This is a genomic window from Nitrospirota bacterium, from assembly GCA_016180645.1.
Classification (GTDB): Bacteria; JACPQY01; JACPQY01; order JACPQY01; family JACPQY01; genus JACPAV01.
The window spans coordinates 86756-103057 of sequence record JACPAV010000015.1; the positions used below are offsets into that span (position 1 = coordinate 86756).

7 protein-coding genes are annotated in these 16302 nt (G+C 63.0%); 2 read left to right on the forward strand and 5 right to left on the reverse strand.

All coding sequences use genetic code 11. The features are described from left to right. Position 1 precedes the first annotated feature (1 nt). Together HYT87_10300 and HYT87_10305 are read right to left on the reverse strand one after the other, a co-directional pair. Positions 2 to 2419, reverse strand: a complete 2418-nt coding sequence (locus tag HYT87_10300) for an RCC1 repeat-containing protein (GenBank protein ID MBI2060151.1) — start codon at positions 2417 to 2419, stop codon at positions 2 to 4. Between the two features lie 3151 nt (positions 2420 to 5570). Next, positions 5571 to 5780, reverse strand: a complete 210-nt coding sequence (locus HYT87_10305) for a hypothetical protein (GenBank protein MBI2060152.1) — start codon at positions 5778 to 5780, stop codon at positions 5571 to 5573. A 572-nt stretch (positions 5781 to 6352) separates the two neighbouring features. On the opposite strand from HYT87_10305, the gene HYT87_10310 reads away from it, so the two are divergent. Both HYT87_10310 and HYT87_10315 read left to right on the forward strand, forming a co-directional pair. Further along, entirely contained in the window at positions 6353 to 11722 is a 5370-nt protein-coding gene (locus HYT87_10310; GenBank protein ID MBI2060153.1) for a sigma 54-interacting transcriptional regulator, read from the forward strand. Positions 11723 to 11826: 104 nt separating this feature from the next. Then, a complete protein-coding gene (locus HYT87_10315; protein MBI2060154.1) occupies positions 11827 to 12939 on the forward strand; it encodes an IS110 family transposase in 1113 nt (370 codons plus the stop codon). Positions 12940 to 13446: 507 nt separating this feature from the next. Here HYT87_10315 and HYT87_10320 read toward each other — a convergent pair. The 3 genes from HYT87_10320 to HYT87_10330 form a co-directional block, all read right to left on the reverse strand. Beyond that, positions 13447 to 14862 carry a sigma-54-dependent Fis family transcriptional regulator gene (locus HYT87_10320; GenBank protein MBI2060155.1) on the reverse strand — a complete coding sequence of 472 codons (1416 nt, stop codon included), beginning with the start codon at positions 14860 to 14862 and terminating at the stop codon, positions 13447 to 13449. Between the two features lie 236 nt (positions 14863 to 15098). Next, positions 15099 to 15662 (reverse strand): elongation factor P, encoded by a 564-nt coding sequence (gene efp / locus HYT87_10325; GenBank protein MBI2060156.1) that lies wholly within the window; start codon positions 15660 to 15662, stop codon positions 15099 to 15101. A 134-nt stretch (positions 15663 to 15796) separates the two neighbouring features. Further along, positions 15797 to 16189, reverse strand: a complete 393-nt coding sequence (locus tag HYT87_10330) for a hypothetical protein (GenBank protein MBI2060157.1) — start codon at positions 16187 to 16189, stop codon at positions 15797 to 15799. Between the last annotated feature and the right edge of the window lie 113 nt (positions 16190 to 16302).

The following is a 16302-nucleotide window of genomic DNA, read 5'->3' on the forward strand; positions in this document are numbered from 1 at the left end:
GTCAGGGGAGGTTTTGCACTTGGACGGGGGTGGATTTGTTGGTCGTTGTTCCGTCGCCGAGTTGGCCGTTGGCATTGTTGCCCCAGCATATCACTGTGCCGTCGGAAAAGAGGGAACAGGTGTGATATTCGCCCCCCGCGACGGCCACACCGCCCGAGAGGCCGCTCACGGCCACGGGGGTCGATTTGCTTGCCGCCGTCCCGTCCCCAAGCTGACCTTCGAGATTGCGCCCCCAGCATTTCACCGTGCCGTCGGAAAGAAGGGAACAGGTGTGAGATTTGCCCGCCGCGATGGCGACAGCCGCGCTCAGCGTGGACACAGCGACGGGGGTCGATTTGTCCGCCGTTGTCCCGTCCCCAAGCTGACCGGAGAAATTGTACCCCCAGCATTTCACCGTGCCATCGAAAAGAAGGGAACAGGTGTGATAGTAGCCCCCCGCCACGGCCACGCCGCCCGACAGGCTGCTCACGGCGACGGGGGTCGATTTGGGCGCCGCCGTCCCGTCCCCAAGCTGACCGTAGAGATTGTACCCCCAGCATTTGACCATGCCGTCGGAAAGAAGGGAACAGGTGTGATAGTAGCCCCCCGCCACGGCCACACCGCCCGACAGGCTGCTCACGGCCACGGGGGTCGACTTGTCCGCGGTCGTCCCGTCCCCAAGCTGACCGTTGACATTGCGCCCCCAGCATTTCACCGTGCCGTCGGAGATGAGGGAACAGGTGTGAGAGTAGCCCCCCGCCACGGCCACGCCGCCCGACAGGCTGCTCACGGCCACGGGGGTCGATTTGTCCGCCGTCGTCCCGTCCCCAAGCTGACCGAAGTTATTGATCCCCCAGCATTTGACCGTGCCGTCGGAAAGAAGGGAACAGGTGTGATTGCCGAGGTGGGCGGTGAGGCCTTCGCGGAATGGCCGGGCGGGGGCGCCGGAGGCGGTGGATTCGTGGAGGCGGGGGAGTTTCACGCCCATTGGTCCGGCGGGCATCGAGACGGTTACGGGTGTGGACTTGTCGATGGTCGTCCCGTCCCCAAGCTGACCGAAGTTATTCCGCCCCCAGCATTTCACCGTGCCGTCGGAGATGAGGGAACAGGTGTGAGAGTCGCCCCCCGCCACGGCCACGCCGCCCGACAGGCTGCTCACGGCGACGGGGGTCGATTTGGGCGCCGTCGTCCCGTCCCCAAGCTGACCGTTGCTATTGATCCCCCAGCATTTCACCGTGCCGTCGGAAAGAAGGGAACAGGTGTGATAGTAGCCCCCCGTAACGGCCACGCCGTTCGACAGGCTGCTCACGGCCACGGGGGTCGATTTGTCCGCCGTCGTCCCGTCCCCAAGCTCACCGTCGCCATTGTATCCCCAGCATTTCACTGTGCCGTCGGAAAGAAGGGAACAGGTGTGAAGGTAGCCCCCCGCGACGGCCACGCCGTTCGACAAGGAGCTCACGGTGAGCGGAGTGGCCCGATCGGTGGTGGTCCCGTCCCCAAGCTGACCGTTGCTATTGTACCCCCAGCATTTCACGGTGCCGTCGGAAAGAAGGGAACAGGTGTGAAGGTAGCCCCCCGACACGGCGACGCCGTTCGACAAGGAGGTCACGGTGACCGGAGTGGCCCGATCGGTGGTGGTCCCGTCCCCAAGCTCACCGTCGCCATTGAACCCCCAGCATTTCACCGTGCCGTCGGATAGGAGGGAACAGGTGTGATCGCCGCCCCCCGACACGGCGACGCCGTTCGACAAGGAGGTCACGGTGAGCGGAGTGGCCCGATCGGTGGTGGTCCCGTCCCCAAGCTGACCGAAGTTATTCCGCCCCCAGCATTTCACCGTGCCGTCGGAAAGAAGGGAACAGGTGTGTCGGTAGCCCCCCGCCACGGCGACGCCGTTCGACAAGGAGCTCACGGTGAGCGGAGTGGCCCGATCGGTGGTGGTCCCGTCCCCAAGCTGACCGTTGCTATTGTACCCCCAGCATTTCACTTCGCTTGAGGCGGACAGGCTACAGGTGTGATTGCAGAGGTGGGTGGTGACGGCCACGGCGGCGCCGGTGGTGGACCAGGTGAGGGCGGATTTTTCGGTGGTGTTGGTGTCTGAGTTGCCGGCCTCGTCCTTGGCCCGGACGACGTAGTAGTAACGGGTGGCCGCCGAGAGGCCGGTCGTGTCGTTGTAGCTTGTGGCGCCGGCGGTGGAGGTGTACGTCGCGGAAAACGCCGAGCATCCGCCCGAGGTGGCCGATCGACAGATGTCGTAGACAATGGCTCCGGAGGCGCTCACGGTGTCGGTCGCGGCCGACCAGGAGAGGTTGATTTGGGTTGTTGACACGGCCGTTGCGCTCGTGAGTCCGCCGAAGGTCGGCGCGGACCAGTCGTTGGTCCACGTGATGTCCAAATTGTTCGCCGTGGAACTGCCGTTCCCGGCGGCATCCACGCAGGCCATGTATCGGGCGTAGGTGGCATCCGCGGCGGCGGCGCCGGTAAGCTGGCAGGCCGTTGCGCTCGCGCAGGCCGTCCCCGTCCCGCTGCTGTACGCGCTGTCGGTTGTGTACCACCGGCAGGCGGTGGTGCCGGAGACGGCATCCGTGCTGGTGAAGACGATGTCCGTATTGGAATCGTTCGCCGTGTCGTAGTACGTCGCCGCCGCGTCCCCCTCCACACTCGTCAGGGTGAGCGGCGGGGCGGTCCAGTCGTTCGTCCACGCAACGGCGACGTTGGTGGCCGCGTCGTTCGCGTTCCCGGCACTGTCAATGCAAGCGATGTATCGCGTGTAGGTCGTGCCCTCCGTGGCCGCCGCCGTGATGGTGCAGAGGCTTGTGGACGCGCAGGTGTTTGCCATCGAGCCGTAGGCGATGTCCGTGGTGTCCCACTTGCACGTGGCGACGCCGGCGGAGTCGGTGGCGGAGATGGCGATGTCGGTGTTCGTGTCATTGACGGCGTCGTAGTACGTGGAGGCGGTATCCCCTTCGACATTCGTGATCGAGATCGAGGGAGGGACCCAGTCGTTCGTTTTGGACGTTGAGCCGCCTTGGTTCCCGGCGGCGTCGGTGGCGGTGACGTAAACGGTTGCATTGGTATTGTCGCCGATGCTGATCGCATCGAAGACGCCGCTCGCGGAGGCCGTGCCCTGACCGAGAAGCGCGGTGAGAAGCGCGTCGGCCCATACTTTCACAGTAGATGAGGCTTCCACGGCACCCCCTGCTCCGCTCACCGTATCGTTTGTTCCAGGATTATTCTGTGAAATGGTGAGCTTCGCAGGGTCCGGGGCGGAGGGGGCGGTCGTGTCGAGGGTCCAGGTGTATGAAGTCGTGCCTGGGTTTCCGGCGGGATCGGTGGCTTGAACGGTGAAGGTGTAAGAGCCGTCGCCCTTCGACAGGCTCAGGGCGAGCGGGGAGGAGCAGGTTGCGTACGAACCGGCGGCGCCAGGTTGATCGAGTTTGCAGGCGAAGGAGCAAGAGGGCGGGGCAAGCCCCGCCCCTACATCGGAACAGGCAAGAGAGAAGGAGACGGAGACTTGATTACTGACGGCTGAAGGCTGAGAGCTGATCGCTACAGTGGGCGGTGTGAGGTCGATGGTCCAACTGTAGCCCGCGGGGGTCCCGTCGGCATTGCCGGCGGGGTCGAGGGCCCGCACACTGAACGTGTGTGCTCCCGCCGTGAGGGGTGAGAGGGTGAGGGGTGAGGCGCAAGAGGCATAGGAAGCAGAGTCCGCGGAGCACTCGAACGAGCACCCCCCACCCGAACCCTCCCCCGCGGGGGGGGAGGGGCAGGAAAAGGTGAATGAGCCCGAAGTCTGATTGCTGACCGCTGACGGCTGACTGCGGATCGCTGTTTCAGGCGGTGTCGTATCGACCGTCCACGTGAACGAGGCCGGTGTGGGATCCTTGTTGCCGGCGGGGTCTACGGCGTAGACGGAGAAGGTGTGCGACCCTTCGACGGCGCTCAGGGTGAGCTGACTTGTACAGGGAGAAGGGGTGCCGGTGTCGAGTTGGCAGTAGAAAGAGCAGGACTGAGGGCTGAGGGCCGAGGACTGAGCCGAAGAATCGGAGCACGAGAACCCAAAGGTTGCCGTGGTCTTGTTGCTGATAGCTGACGGCTGTACGCTGATGGCTGTCTCGGGCGGGATCGTGTCGGTGGAGGGGGGCACGACCGCCCAGGTGTAGACGATCGGGTTTGAGGTTTTTCCATCCGAGGCGGTACCGCGAACGGAAAGGGTGTGGTTTCCCGCGGCAAGGCCCGTGAAGGTAATGGGGCTTGGACAGGCCGCGAACGGCCCGCCGTCAAGAGCACAACTGAGGAGGCAGGTTCCGTTGCAAGCGAAGGAGAATGAGGCCGTCGTGTCCGTGGCGGCTTTCGGGGTTTCCGTGAAGCTTACGCTCGGCGGATTCTCCGCGCTCGGGGTTGAAGTCCCTCCGGAATCGCCGGCAGGCAGTTTGACGAGGAAAACCGCGTTCGCCGCCGAACCGACGACGCCCCCGCCGGTCTTGGGGCGGACCGCGAAGCTGTGCGCGCCATCGGCAAGGCCCTGCCAGACATAGGTGGCTTCGCAGTCCGCGAAAGCTCCTTTGTCGAGAGAGCACTCGAACGCGCACCCTGCCGCGCGGTCGCAGCCGAAAGTGAAGACCACCGAGGTTGTCGCCAAGGTTACCCCCGAGCCGCACTTGTCCGTTCCTGCCGCCACGCACTGGAAGTTCGCTATCGAGGGCGCGGAGAGGACGGCGGCATCGACCGGGAGCGCAACCTGGACGTTCTGCTTGATCTGGATTTCAGCGGCGAGATCCTTGGCCGCGCCCTCGAGTTGCGGCTTGAGAGCAGCGACGATCCTGGAAATCTCCTCTTCCGTCAGCGGCCGCGTGTCTTTCGTGGGGTCGATCCCGAGATCCGGGGCTTTTTCCATGGCGAACGCCTGGACGAGGTTGGGCAGGCCGGACTTGTTGTTGGAGGGCATCGCTACGTCGATGGGGTCGATGGGGGCATCCTGTATCCGGCCTCCGCTCACCGCCACGGAGGTCTCTGCCTTCAGGAGCGATATTTCAGGGTGGCCGGGGAGAATGAGAACGACGACAAACACGTGCACCCCTTCGGAAAGCGCCAGGGGCAAGGTGAGTTCCGTGACGAAGGCAAGCGCGTTCGGGCTTCGGGGCTGCCTGCCGATCCTGTCTCCAGAAAGTTCTTGCCTGGGCGGCGCGCCTGGAACCGGTTCCGGTTCCCCTCCGATCGCTCTCCTTCCCGCGCGAACACCGCCCATTGCGCCCGAGAGGATCTCTCCTCGGACGCCTTGGCCCACCATCTCATCGTCCACGCTCACGTCCACGGTTGCCGCCCGCACGCCCTGAAGCATCGCCGCCTGCTCGGACGTGAGAGGAACGGCCACGGTGACATCGCGGGCGCTTTCGCCGGCGGGATCAACGGAAACTCTTTTCTTCTTCTTGGACTTCCCACACCCGAGAGGTCCACATATCGCAAGGACGAGAAGCGCGAATACGATGGTCGGCCATCGGCGCGATCGGCCCTCTGCTCCCATCCGGCTGCGGGGATTGTACATCATGCTCACGGCCGATGACACTCGTCTTGCTCTTTCGTTCCGGGTCGCATCATCTCGCGCTGAAGGCCGCGAACGCGAGCCACAGAAGGGCCCACGGACCGATCTCTCGGCCGAGAAACAAAACACCCTTGAATACGGTCTTGGTCGATCCTGTCATGCGATACCTCCTTTGCTCCATGAACCTGACGTTGAAATCATGCGCGATCCCGCCGGCCAACGGCCCGACCGACTCCATCGGGACCTCATCGTCGTCAGGCAATGTGGTTGGGCCTCCATGGGAGCGATCGTGGCAGGCCATGCAATAGGGACCGTCTGAATAGCGCGGTTCACCCGGAGAAATCTCCCTTCCGCATTTGAGGCATGCGCACACCCAAGACTTCTGCTTCCTGTTTTCGAGACTCGGTTCCACGCCTCCCCCCTTTCGGTTATGTCTTTCCGTGTTGCTTGGTTGTTGACTTTCCATTGCACTTGTCTTGGAGAGAGCAACGGCCATGCCAGCGGGCGAGGGATGACCGTCGGTCCACCGAGAACGAGGTCGTGGCACGAAGCGTGATTTGCGAATGGAATTGCACATCTTGTTTCCGTGTGCCGGGGGCGTGGCTTCGGTCGCCGGACTGCGCCATTCCTGAGCGTGGGCCGGAAGGCGTTGTTGGAGAAGTGTCCCGACTCGTACCCATGTTGTGCCGAACCCCGTTGAAGGGATGGAGGAAGACGCCGACCGCGCGCTTTCGATTCAATTATAGATACATACAGTCCAGGACAGGCTCCGTCCGGAAAAAAGACGGCGCCGTATGGATTGAAAACGGCACCCGTTCCCGTAGAATCGCGCGGATGGGAGTCGTTGTGCTGGAGAGATTTGAAGTGCGCGAGATATTGGGGGAAGGACATTTCGGCAGGGTCCACCGCGCGTTCGACCGAGTGCTGAAGAAGGAGGTGGCCCTCAAGGAATTTTTTCCGGACCCGTCGGATTCAGGCGGGGAGTCGTCCAAGCGCGAAATGGAGTTCCTAGCGCACCTGAGCCATCCGGCGCTCGTCCGAGTCCACGATTTCCTGATCGACGAAAGTTCGGGGACCCACTATCTGACTCAGGATCTGGTCCGAGGAGAGAGGCTGTCGGACTTTCTACTTGCCGCTGATTGGGAAGCCCGGCTGAACGTTTTCATCCAACTCCTACACGGCCTTGAGTACCTGCATCAGCGAGGGGTGATCCATCTGGACATCAAGCCCTCCAACGTGCTGGTGTCGATTCCGACGGCTCCGGGTCTTCCTGAGGCGCGGATCCTTGATTTCGGCGTCGCCGAGAGGATGGATCCTACCCGCCGGAGGGCGCTCATCACCGGAACGTTCCCCTACGTCGCGCCGGAGGTTGTGCGGGGCGATCCGGTGGACGGCCGCGCGGACCTTTACTCGTTGGCGCGGATCTACTTCGAATCGTTGCGGCCGCGGCCTTTGCCGGCCGGAGATGGAGCTTCGGACCCCGCCGGTCGGGACGGGGACGATCTGGAAGCGATGATCCGTGAAACGCTCCGCCGAAAGGCGCCCGAGTTGGAGGATTTTCCCGAGGAGATTCCGCTCTACTTTAGGGAGATTCTTGTGTCGCTTCTCCAGCCCAATCCGCGCGGACGGTTCTGGTCCGCCAACGAGGTGGTCCGGCGGATCAACATGCGGACGGGCCTGGCCTTCCCGCTTGAGCCGGGCCGCGTGCGGCTTCCCGACAAGACGAGCGCGATTCTCGCCGGCCGGACGGCGGAATTTGAGACTCTTTGCCGGTGGTTTGAACAACACCTCCAAGGGGCACGGGCGCTTTCATTTGCGGCCGTGTTCGGCAAACCGGAAACCGGCAAGAGCGCATTGCTGGACGAATTCCGTCGCTGGGCCGAGCTTCGGGAGATGGAGGTGATCAGTCTGCAACATCCCGATGACGGAGTGGGGGATCTTTTTCGACGAGCCGCAAAGGATTCCGACCTCGAATCGCTTCGGCCCTTCGCGCCGTTTCTCAAGAACGTCCTTCCCGGTCCCTTCGGAAATGCGCCGGACCCTCCCGTCATCGAGGCGAGTCCCGATCTCCAGCAGGCGCGCGCCTTCGACAAGTGGACGGAGGCCCTGCGCGTTTTGCTCGATCGTCGGCCCGTCGCCATCCTCGTGGACGATGCGCATCTGAAGCCCCCGCTTGCGGATCTTCTGCTCCGGCTCGTCCATCGATTACGCGCGCCGGGCGGGATCTCGGACGTTCCGGGCCCGGCAAAGACTTTCATCAGCGTTCACCCCCACCCTGACCCTCCCCCGTCGAGGGGGAGGGAGAAAGAGGGTGAGGCGCGCTCCTTCTTGTCCCTTCCCCCCTTGCGGGGGAAGGTGAGGATGGGGGGTGCTGAACGATTACAGACTTTCATTCTGTTCACGGCTGCGGCGGAGGGATTCATTCCGCCCCAGGCCGCGCCGGATTGGAGCCTCGGCTTGGCGGCCTGGACCAAGGGTCAGGCAACGGGTGTTCTTTTGCGGTTGCTTGGTGTTGACACCGTGCCGGAGTATTTGTTGGAGCGGCTCGTGGGCGCGACCGAAGGGGTTCCCGGTCTGTTCGTCGAGTGTGTGCGAAGAATGGCAAGCGACGTCCTCCAGCCCGGCGAAAACATGGAGGCCCAACTGGACGCGCTTGACCCGAGCAGGGTCGACGGCATTCTCGATGCGGGCGCATGGTACGGCGGAGAGATCAAGGCCCTGCCCGGTTCGGAACAGGACGTGCTGGCTTGGCTCGCCGTTGCCGCGGCGGAACTCCGTTCGGAGGATCTTGAACGCCTTGAGCCCTCCGTGGCCGGGAGTTCGGTTGCGTTGCTGCGTCGGCTGGAGAGTCTGGGTTGGGTACGATCGGGTCTGCATGGGTATCAGCTTGCCGGGGACCTCCGTCGGGCCGCGGTCGACCGAGCGCTTGAACCGGGCCGGCGCCAGGAAATGCATTTCCAGATTGCGCGGCGCTGGCGGGAACTGTCCCTGCATCATGCGCGAACGGGGCTTGGTCATGACGGGGCGGCTCTCGCGCAGGCGGGCCATTGCTTCCGGGCCGGGCGGGCGGAGACGGCGTTTGAGATCGCCGCTCCCGAACTTGCGTTGAGGCTGCGCCTGCACCAGCCGGAACCGGTCCTCCGGTTCTTGGAGGAGCATCGAGAAGCCGCCGGTCGCCTGCCCCCCGATCCTGGCCGGATGTATCGCAAGCTCCTTGCCGAGGCTTCCTTCCTCACCTCCAATTTCGCGGCCGCGGCCGCGACCTACCGGGACTTCGCAAGCCAGGGCCTTACGCCCGAAGAACGCGCGGAGTGCACGGCCGGGCTCGCCCGTTCGCTCCGCTTCGGGGGAAAGCTTGCGGAGGCCGCGGAGGTGATCGAAAGGTCCGGATCGGAGATCCGAGGCGATTCACCCTGGCGGCCGGAGCTGGACGCCCTGTATGCCGACATTCTCCTCGAACAGGCTCGATACCCGGAGGCGGCGGCCGTCTGTCGGCCCTACCTCGACGGAGGCAGACCCTGCGGGCCGGACGAAATTCTCGCGTTCCGGCACGTGCTGGCCAAGACGCATTTCTACCGACGCGAAACGGAGCAGGCGATCGCCCTCTTCAAGCAAAACAGCCAGGAGAGTCGGAGGTCCGGCAGGCTCGCTCGACATGCACTCTCTCTCAATTCACTTGGGGCCGCGTACCTTCTGGCCGGGGCGACCGACGCCGCCGTCGAATCGCTTCATGCGTGCTCGGTCCTAAGCCAGGAGATCGGCGATCTTCGCGGCATGGCTCTGGCGCATGTCAACCTCGGCGTCTCGTACCAGAAGACGGGCCGTTCCGAGCTGTCCGCCGAACACTATGAAAAGGCGCTCGCCATCTCCCGCGGGATCGGGGCCCGAACGGAGGTCGCGCGCATCTTGTACAACCTGGGCATGCTCCGTTGCGCGGTGGGCGATCTGGAAGGCGGCGAAGACGCCCTGGCTGAGGCCGCGTCCCTCTGCTCTGAATTGGGCATGTCCCATCTGGAGGCGAAGGTTTGTTTCGAACGGGCGGGTGGCCTCTTGCGACGCGGAGATCGAGCCCGCGCGCGGGCGGAGTGCGAGAAAGGCGAGGCGCTCTATGAAAAGCTCCGAATGCCGACGGAGCTGCTGGAGATGCGGCTCAAGCGGGCGCAGGTTGAACTGGAGGACGGCCGAGGGGACGAAGCCACGAAGATCATTGAAACCGCGGGAGAGGAGGCGAGTAAGTCACCCACGCCGTGGCTGCAAGCCCGCATCCTCTACCTGAAGGCCAGGCTCGCCGGCCGGCGCATCGACGTGGCGCGCGATTTGCTGGAACGTTCGATGGTGAAATTGGAGTCTTCGGATCGAAAGGATGAGGATCTGAAGCGTCTTGTCATGGAGGAGTTGGGCAGGCTGTCTTCCCCCGGCGGCGCGAGCCGAGAGCCGCCGGAAGCGGGAGGAGCCGCGCCCGAGCCGACCGGGGAGCGAAGAGCGGGAGGACCGGAGTCGGAGGAGCATGGGGAAACAACGCGCATTCCTCTCCAACGGAGAAGGGCGGACACCCTGGGTCTGACGCTCTTGGAAATCGCGCGCAAGATCAGCTCCCCGTTGAATGCGGAGGGCGTGCTGGTGGAAATCGTGGATTCACTTCTCGCCTTCACGGAGGCCGATCGCGGGTTCCTGTTGCTGATGGAGAAAGGACATCTGGACGTGCGGGTGGCCCGATCGAGGGACAGGAAGGACATCCTGGACCCGGCCGAGAAGTTCAGCCTGACGGTAGCCGAGGAGGCCTTGAAGGAGCGGCAACCGGTCGTCTCCATGGACGCCGCGAGCGATCCTCGGTTCAAGGACTCCGCCAGCATCTACCAGCTTCAACTGAGGTCCGTCGTCGGCATCCCATTCTTCGTGGGCCGGGAGCCTTTGGGGGCGCTGTACCTCGACACCCAGGAGGGGGAGGGACGGTTCGGCGAGGCCGATTTTCCGCTGCTCTCTTCCCTCGGCGAACTGGCCGCCGTGGCCATCCACAAGGCCGATCTCACGGCTCAGCATATTCGTGACCAGCGTGAGCTTAGGAAGACCGTCCGGGAACTGCGGGAAGCCAAGAACAGGGTGGACGACCTGGCCCGGAGTCTCGAAGATTCCAACCGCAAACTCGAGGACAAGGTTGCGACGCAGGAGGGTGAATTGGAGGAAGCCCGGGTTCGCCTGACGGCCTTGATCCACCAGGAGCAACCCAAGTATGGGTACGACCGAATCATCGGTTCAAGTCGGGCCCTCCGGGACGTTCTCCTCATGGTGGACCGCGCCGTTGAGAGCCGCGTACCCGTCTTGATCGAGGGCGAAAGTGGAACCGGCAAGGAGCTGGTCGCGCGCGCCATTCATTTCAATTCTTCCAGGAAGGAGAAGCCCTTTGTCCCCATCAACTGCGGGGCGGTGCCGTATGACTTGTTCGAATCCGAGTTGTTTGGACACGTAAAGGGCGCCTTCACGGGGGCGGATCGCGACAAGCCGGGCCTGATCGAAGTGGCGGCCGGAGGAACCCTGTTCCTAGATGAGATCGGGGAGATGCCCCTGGGGCTCCAGGTGAAGATGCTCAGAGTTCTCCAAGAAAGCGCGGTGCGGCGCATCGGAGGCGTGGCGGAGGTTCCGGTCGACGTGCGCATCGTGGCTGCGTCGAACAGGGACCTGAAGACGCTCGTCTCCGAAAAGAAAGTCCGCGAAGACTTCTATTATCGCCTGAGCGTGTACCGTATCACGGTCCCGCCGCTTGGCCGGCGGAAGGAGGATATTCCACCCTTGGCGGAGCACTTCTTGAAACGAATTGCCGAGGAAGAGGGCAGGCCGGTGAAAAGCATCTCCCAACAGGCCTTGTCTCTTCTGGCGGGTTTCCATTGGCCCGGCAATGTGCGGGAGTTGGAGAACGCCGTGAGGAATGCCGCCGTGGCTTGCCGCTCGAACCGGATCGACGTTCAGGATTTGCGGCACAAGCCCGAGCTGTTCGGGGAGTCCGCCTTGATTTCAGCCTCCGGAAATCGAAGGCTCCGGGATCTTCTCCGAGAAGTTCAGAAGAAAGCGATTGTGGAGGCTTTGCGAAGAAGGGACGGCAACATCACCCTGGCGGCTCAAGACCTCGGTGTGGGCCGATCTCTCCTTTCCCTTTGGGTGAAGAAGTTTCGACTCAAGTCAAAGGCCGCCGCGGAAAGGACGGGTTAGATTAAATGAACGAGCCAGCAACCGGCGTGATTGTTTGGTATACGCGGGTTACGCCTCCGATGAAGGGGGCGCCTATCCGCAAAACAACACGGAGGTACTGGCTCATGACGGAAGATAACAGAATTTTGGTGGGATTGGATGTGCATAAGGATTCGATCGCGGTGGCGGTGTTGCCGCCGGGATCGGACCGTGTGACCGAGGCGCCGTCGATCTCGAATGACCCGGGCAGCCTTCGGAGGCTGGCCGACCGGTTGTCGAAGGGAGGAGCCTTGGCGTTTGTGTACGAGGCGGGACCCTGCGGCTACGAGGTCCACCGGCAGATCACTGGGATGGGACATGCCTGCGAGGTGATCGCTCCGGCGCTGACCCCGGTGCGTCCGGGCGACCGGGTCAAGACGGATCGGCGGGATGCCGAGAAGTTGGCGCGATTCTACCGGGCGGGAGAGCTCACGCCCATTCGGGTCCCGACGCGAGAAGAGGAAGCGGCGCGAGACTTGGTGCGGATTCGGGAGGATGCCCTCTCCGATCGGCTTCGGGCGCGTCACCGGCTCGGAAAGTTTCTGCTTCGGCAGGGGCGTATCTACCGGGAGACGAAGGCGTGGGGGGTGGCCCATCGAGCATGGCTCAAGAAAGAGCGGTTTGAGTTCGATCCCTTGCAGCGGACCTTCGAGGGCTATATCCGCGCCCTGGAGGAAACCGAGGCCCGTCTCGCCGTGCTCAGTCAGCAGGTGTTGGACTTGGCCGAGCGTGAACCCTACCGCGAGACGGTGAAGGCCTTGCGGTGTCTCAAGGGCATCGACACGCTGGGCGCGATCACGCTCAGCGTTGAGGCGCAGGAGTTCAGGCGATTTGGGAAGGCGCGGGCGTTCATGAGTTACACGGGCGCGGTCAGTTCGGAGTACAGCTCGGGCGAGAAGACCCGCCGGGGGAGCATCACCAAGGCGGGCAACGCCCATCTCCGGAGAATCCTGGTCGAGGCGGCTTGGAGTTACCGGCGTCCAAACTTGGAAGGTCGATCCTTGTCCGAGCGCCGGAAAGGCTGCCCGCCCGAGGTCGTGCGGATCGCCAAGAAGGCCCAGGATCGGCTGACTCGGAAATTCGCCCGGATGGTCGGCCGGAGCAAGCCTTCCCAGGTGGCCGCGGTCGCGGTGGCGCGCGAACTCTCCGGCTTTGTCTGGTCGATCGCCCGGCACGTTCCGGAGGGGAAGACGGCCTGATGCACGGCCTATCCTTGGGAGAGTCCCGGCCCCGGAGGCCAGGCAGCGGAAAGGAGAACCCTCGGCGACACTATGTGCAGTGGATGAGAGATCATTCATGACGCACGACTCTAGATCGAGGCAGCTCCCGACGAATCACCATCATGCGCCTCTGTCCCGCCTCGGCGGGATAACACGCGAATATCAGTTTGATTCACCGTCGCAAACCAAGAAGAAAAGAAAAAACACGCTCAGCGTTGACCGGCTCGTTCAAATCAGTACCGCGTTGAGTAAGTCCTGCAAGATTCCCTGTACGGGCTTCCAGCGTCAACACGGTACATACGCCCCGCCGCCATTCGGAAATTCAAACGGAGAGCGGGGCTACCGCACCGCGACCAAGCCCGAAGTATTTGCGGAACTTGTTCAACGCGGTACTAGAGGCAGGTCAGAAATGGGGGCCATGGATTCATGTAATCATCGGGTCATGTGGACATGATTCGATGACCACATGGTTCCATGATTACATTCCTAGGAGAGTCCGTACTCCTTGAGTTTGCGCTGGAGTGTGCGGAGGCCGATGCCGAGGGACTTCGCCGCCTGCGTGCGATTTCCCTCCTGGGCGGAGAGAGCGGATTGGATGGCCATTTTTTCGATCTCCTGCATCGTCAGTCCCGGAGTAACCCTGAAACCGTCGGATTCGGATTCGTTCGCCGCTCCGCGAATCGGATGGGGAAGATCGTTGACTCCCAGGGTGGGGGAGTGTCCCAGCACGACCATCTGTTCGATGACGTTACGCAATTCGCGGACGTTCCCCGGCCAGCGATAGTTGACCAAGTGCTCAAGCGCGGCGGGCTCCACGCTGCGAATGGTCTTGTGGTTTTCCTCCGAGGTGACTTGGATGAACGCTTCCACGAGCAAGGGGATGTCTTCCTTCCGGTCGCGGAGAGGAGGGACTTCCAAGGTAATGACTTTCAGGCGGTAGAGCAAATCGTCCCGGAATTTTCCCTGGTCCACCAGGGCCTCAATGTTGCGGTGGGTGGCGGCAATCACTCGAACGTCCACGGAGATCGTCCGGTCGCCGCCCACGCGCATGAACTCGCGCTCTTCGAGGACGCGGAGGAGTTTGGCCTGCATGGTGTGGGGCATTTCGCCGATCTCATCGAGGAACACGCTTCCCCCATGGGCGAGTTCGAACCGGCCCAGTCGTCGTTCATAGGCCCCGGTGAAGGCTCCGCGTTCGTGCCCAAACAGTTCGCTCTCCAGGAGGGTTTCCGGGAAGGCGGAGCAGTTGATCGCCATGAAGGGGCGTTCCCTCCGGGGCGAGAGCGTGTGCAGGGCGCGGGCGACGAGCTCTTTGCCTGTTCCGCTTTCGCCCAGAATGAGGACGCTGGCTTTCGCGGGGGCCACGCGGCGGATTCGTTCGAAGAGTTCCCGAATGTTGGCTGACTGCCCGATCACGGCGGGAGAGCGGTGCTTTTCCGCGTCGTGCCAGAGGTGCATCAGCTCTTCGTGCTTGCGGGAATCGGCGAGGATCTTTTCGATGCGGACGAAGAAGTCCCGGAGATCGACCGGTTTGGCGAGGTAATCGGCGGCGCCTTCTTTCATCAGCTCCACTGCGTCGTTGATGTTGCCCTCGGTGGCCACCATGATGACCGGGAGATTGGGGTGGGTCTCGCGGACGACCTTGAGGATGTCGATGCCTTTCCGGTCCGGGAATTCCGCGTCGCAGATGATGAGATCGAGATCCGCCGCCTTCAGGACTTTGAGCGTTTCCCTCGCCCGTTCCGCTTCGAAAACGCTGTAGCCTTCCGAGGTCAGCGCGCGGGCGATGCTGAGCCGGTCGTCGGCCTCGTGAAGGGCGACGAGGATGGACTGGGCGGCCTTGGCGCCCACCCGGGGGGGCTTGGCTCGGACAATCGCCTGGGTTTCTTTGTCGTTGTTCATCTTGGAGCTGTCAGCAATCAGCCGTCAGCCTCCGGTGCAGGGGATGTGGTAGCCGCAGCCTTCAGGCTGCGTCCGGGACGCGGGCTGAAGCCCGCGCCTACCGGTCTCCCGCATTGGCCATCGATAGACTGTCCGCTGGATGCTGATGGCTATTGTAGCCCCTACCGCCCTTCCGAATCCAGGACGGCCCTCATTCGTAACGTGACACGGGACACGTGGCACGTGGCACGGTGACCCTACGCCTTGACGCGTTGGAGGAACGAATTGTCCCGCGTGTCGATCATGATCTTCTCGCCGGTGACAACGAACTGGGGGACTTGGACCATCAGGCCGGTTTCCAGCTTGGCGGGCTTCTTGGAGGCGCTTTGCGTGGCGCCGGCCAGGGAGGGATCCGTCTCGACGACCGTCAGGGCGACTTGGGTCGGAGGTTCCACGGCGGTGGGTTTCTCATCGCAGAAATCGACCGTTACCGTGGTGTTGGGAAGAAGATAGTTGGTCGCTTCGCCGACGATGTCCTTGTGGAGCGAAAGTTGGTCGAATGTCTTGCTGTCCATGAAGACGTAGTTTTCGCCGTCCAGATACAGATACTCCATGTCTTTGCGCTCCAGGACGGCGACGTCCACTTGGTCCTCCGAGCGGAAGCGGTGGTCCAGCGTGCGCCCGGTGGCGATGTTGCGGATTTTCGTCTGGACCATCCCGCGCCAGTTTCCGGGGGTGACGTGCTGGATTTCCGACACACGGCAGAGCTTTCCCTCGTAGTAAATGATCATGCCGACCTTGAGCTGCGTTGCGGGGATCATGAGGGGCGGGATAGTAGACCAGATGGGGTAAAGGATCAAGCGCCCGAATTGTCGGCCTTCTCCGCCGACCTTGCTTCGTCCGCCAGAGCGGGTTTCGCGAAGGTGGGAGCACCGCCCGACGTGGATTCCAGAGGTTATCGGGCTTGGGCCTTGCCTTCACGAGGCGTGAGCCATGCCAGCACAGCCGCTATTGCGAACAGAGCCGAAACATCACCCCAGAGGTGACCCCTGTTATGGTCGCCGTCGAACGACTGCACGGTCATGACCCCGCCGTGTACGATGCTGGACCAGACGGTGAACCAAATGAGACTTCGGTGTGCGAGGGGGTTACGGGCGGCGAGGATGAGAAAGACCCCGAGCGTGGCGTAAACGGCGAGGATCATTTCAAAGTAGTACGAACGACCCTCGGCATGCCACGACCAGCCGGACGGCCAGACGACCGTGAGCGGCCATAGGCCGAAAACAAAAGCCAGCCCGACAAGCACCAGAACGATGCGCAGATACTTGATGCGATCAGATTCAGTCATGGTCTTCTCCTTCGGATCATCATAAATCGCGTACTTCAGGAATCGCCTCTCGCGTGCGCCGGGAGACGAAAGTCCTTGAGGGATAATCCCATGCCATCAATGGCGACGAGTGA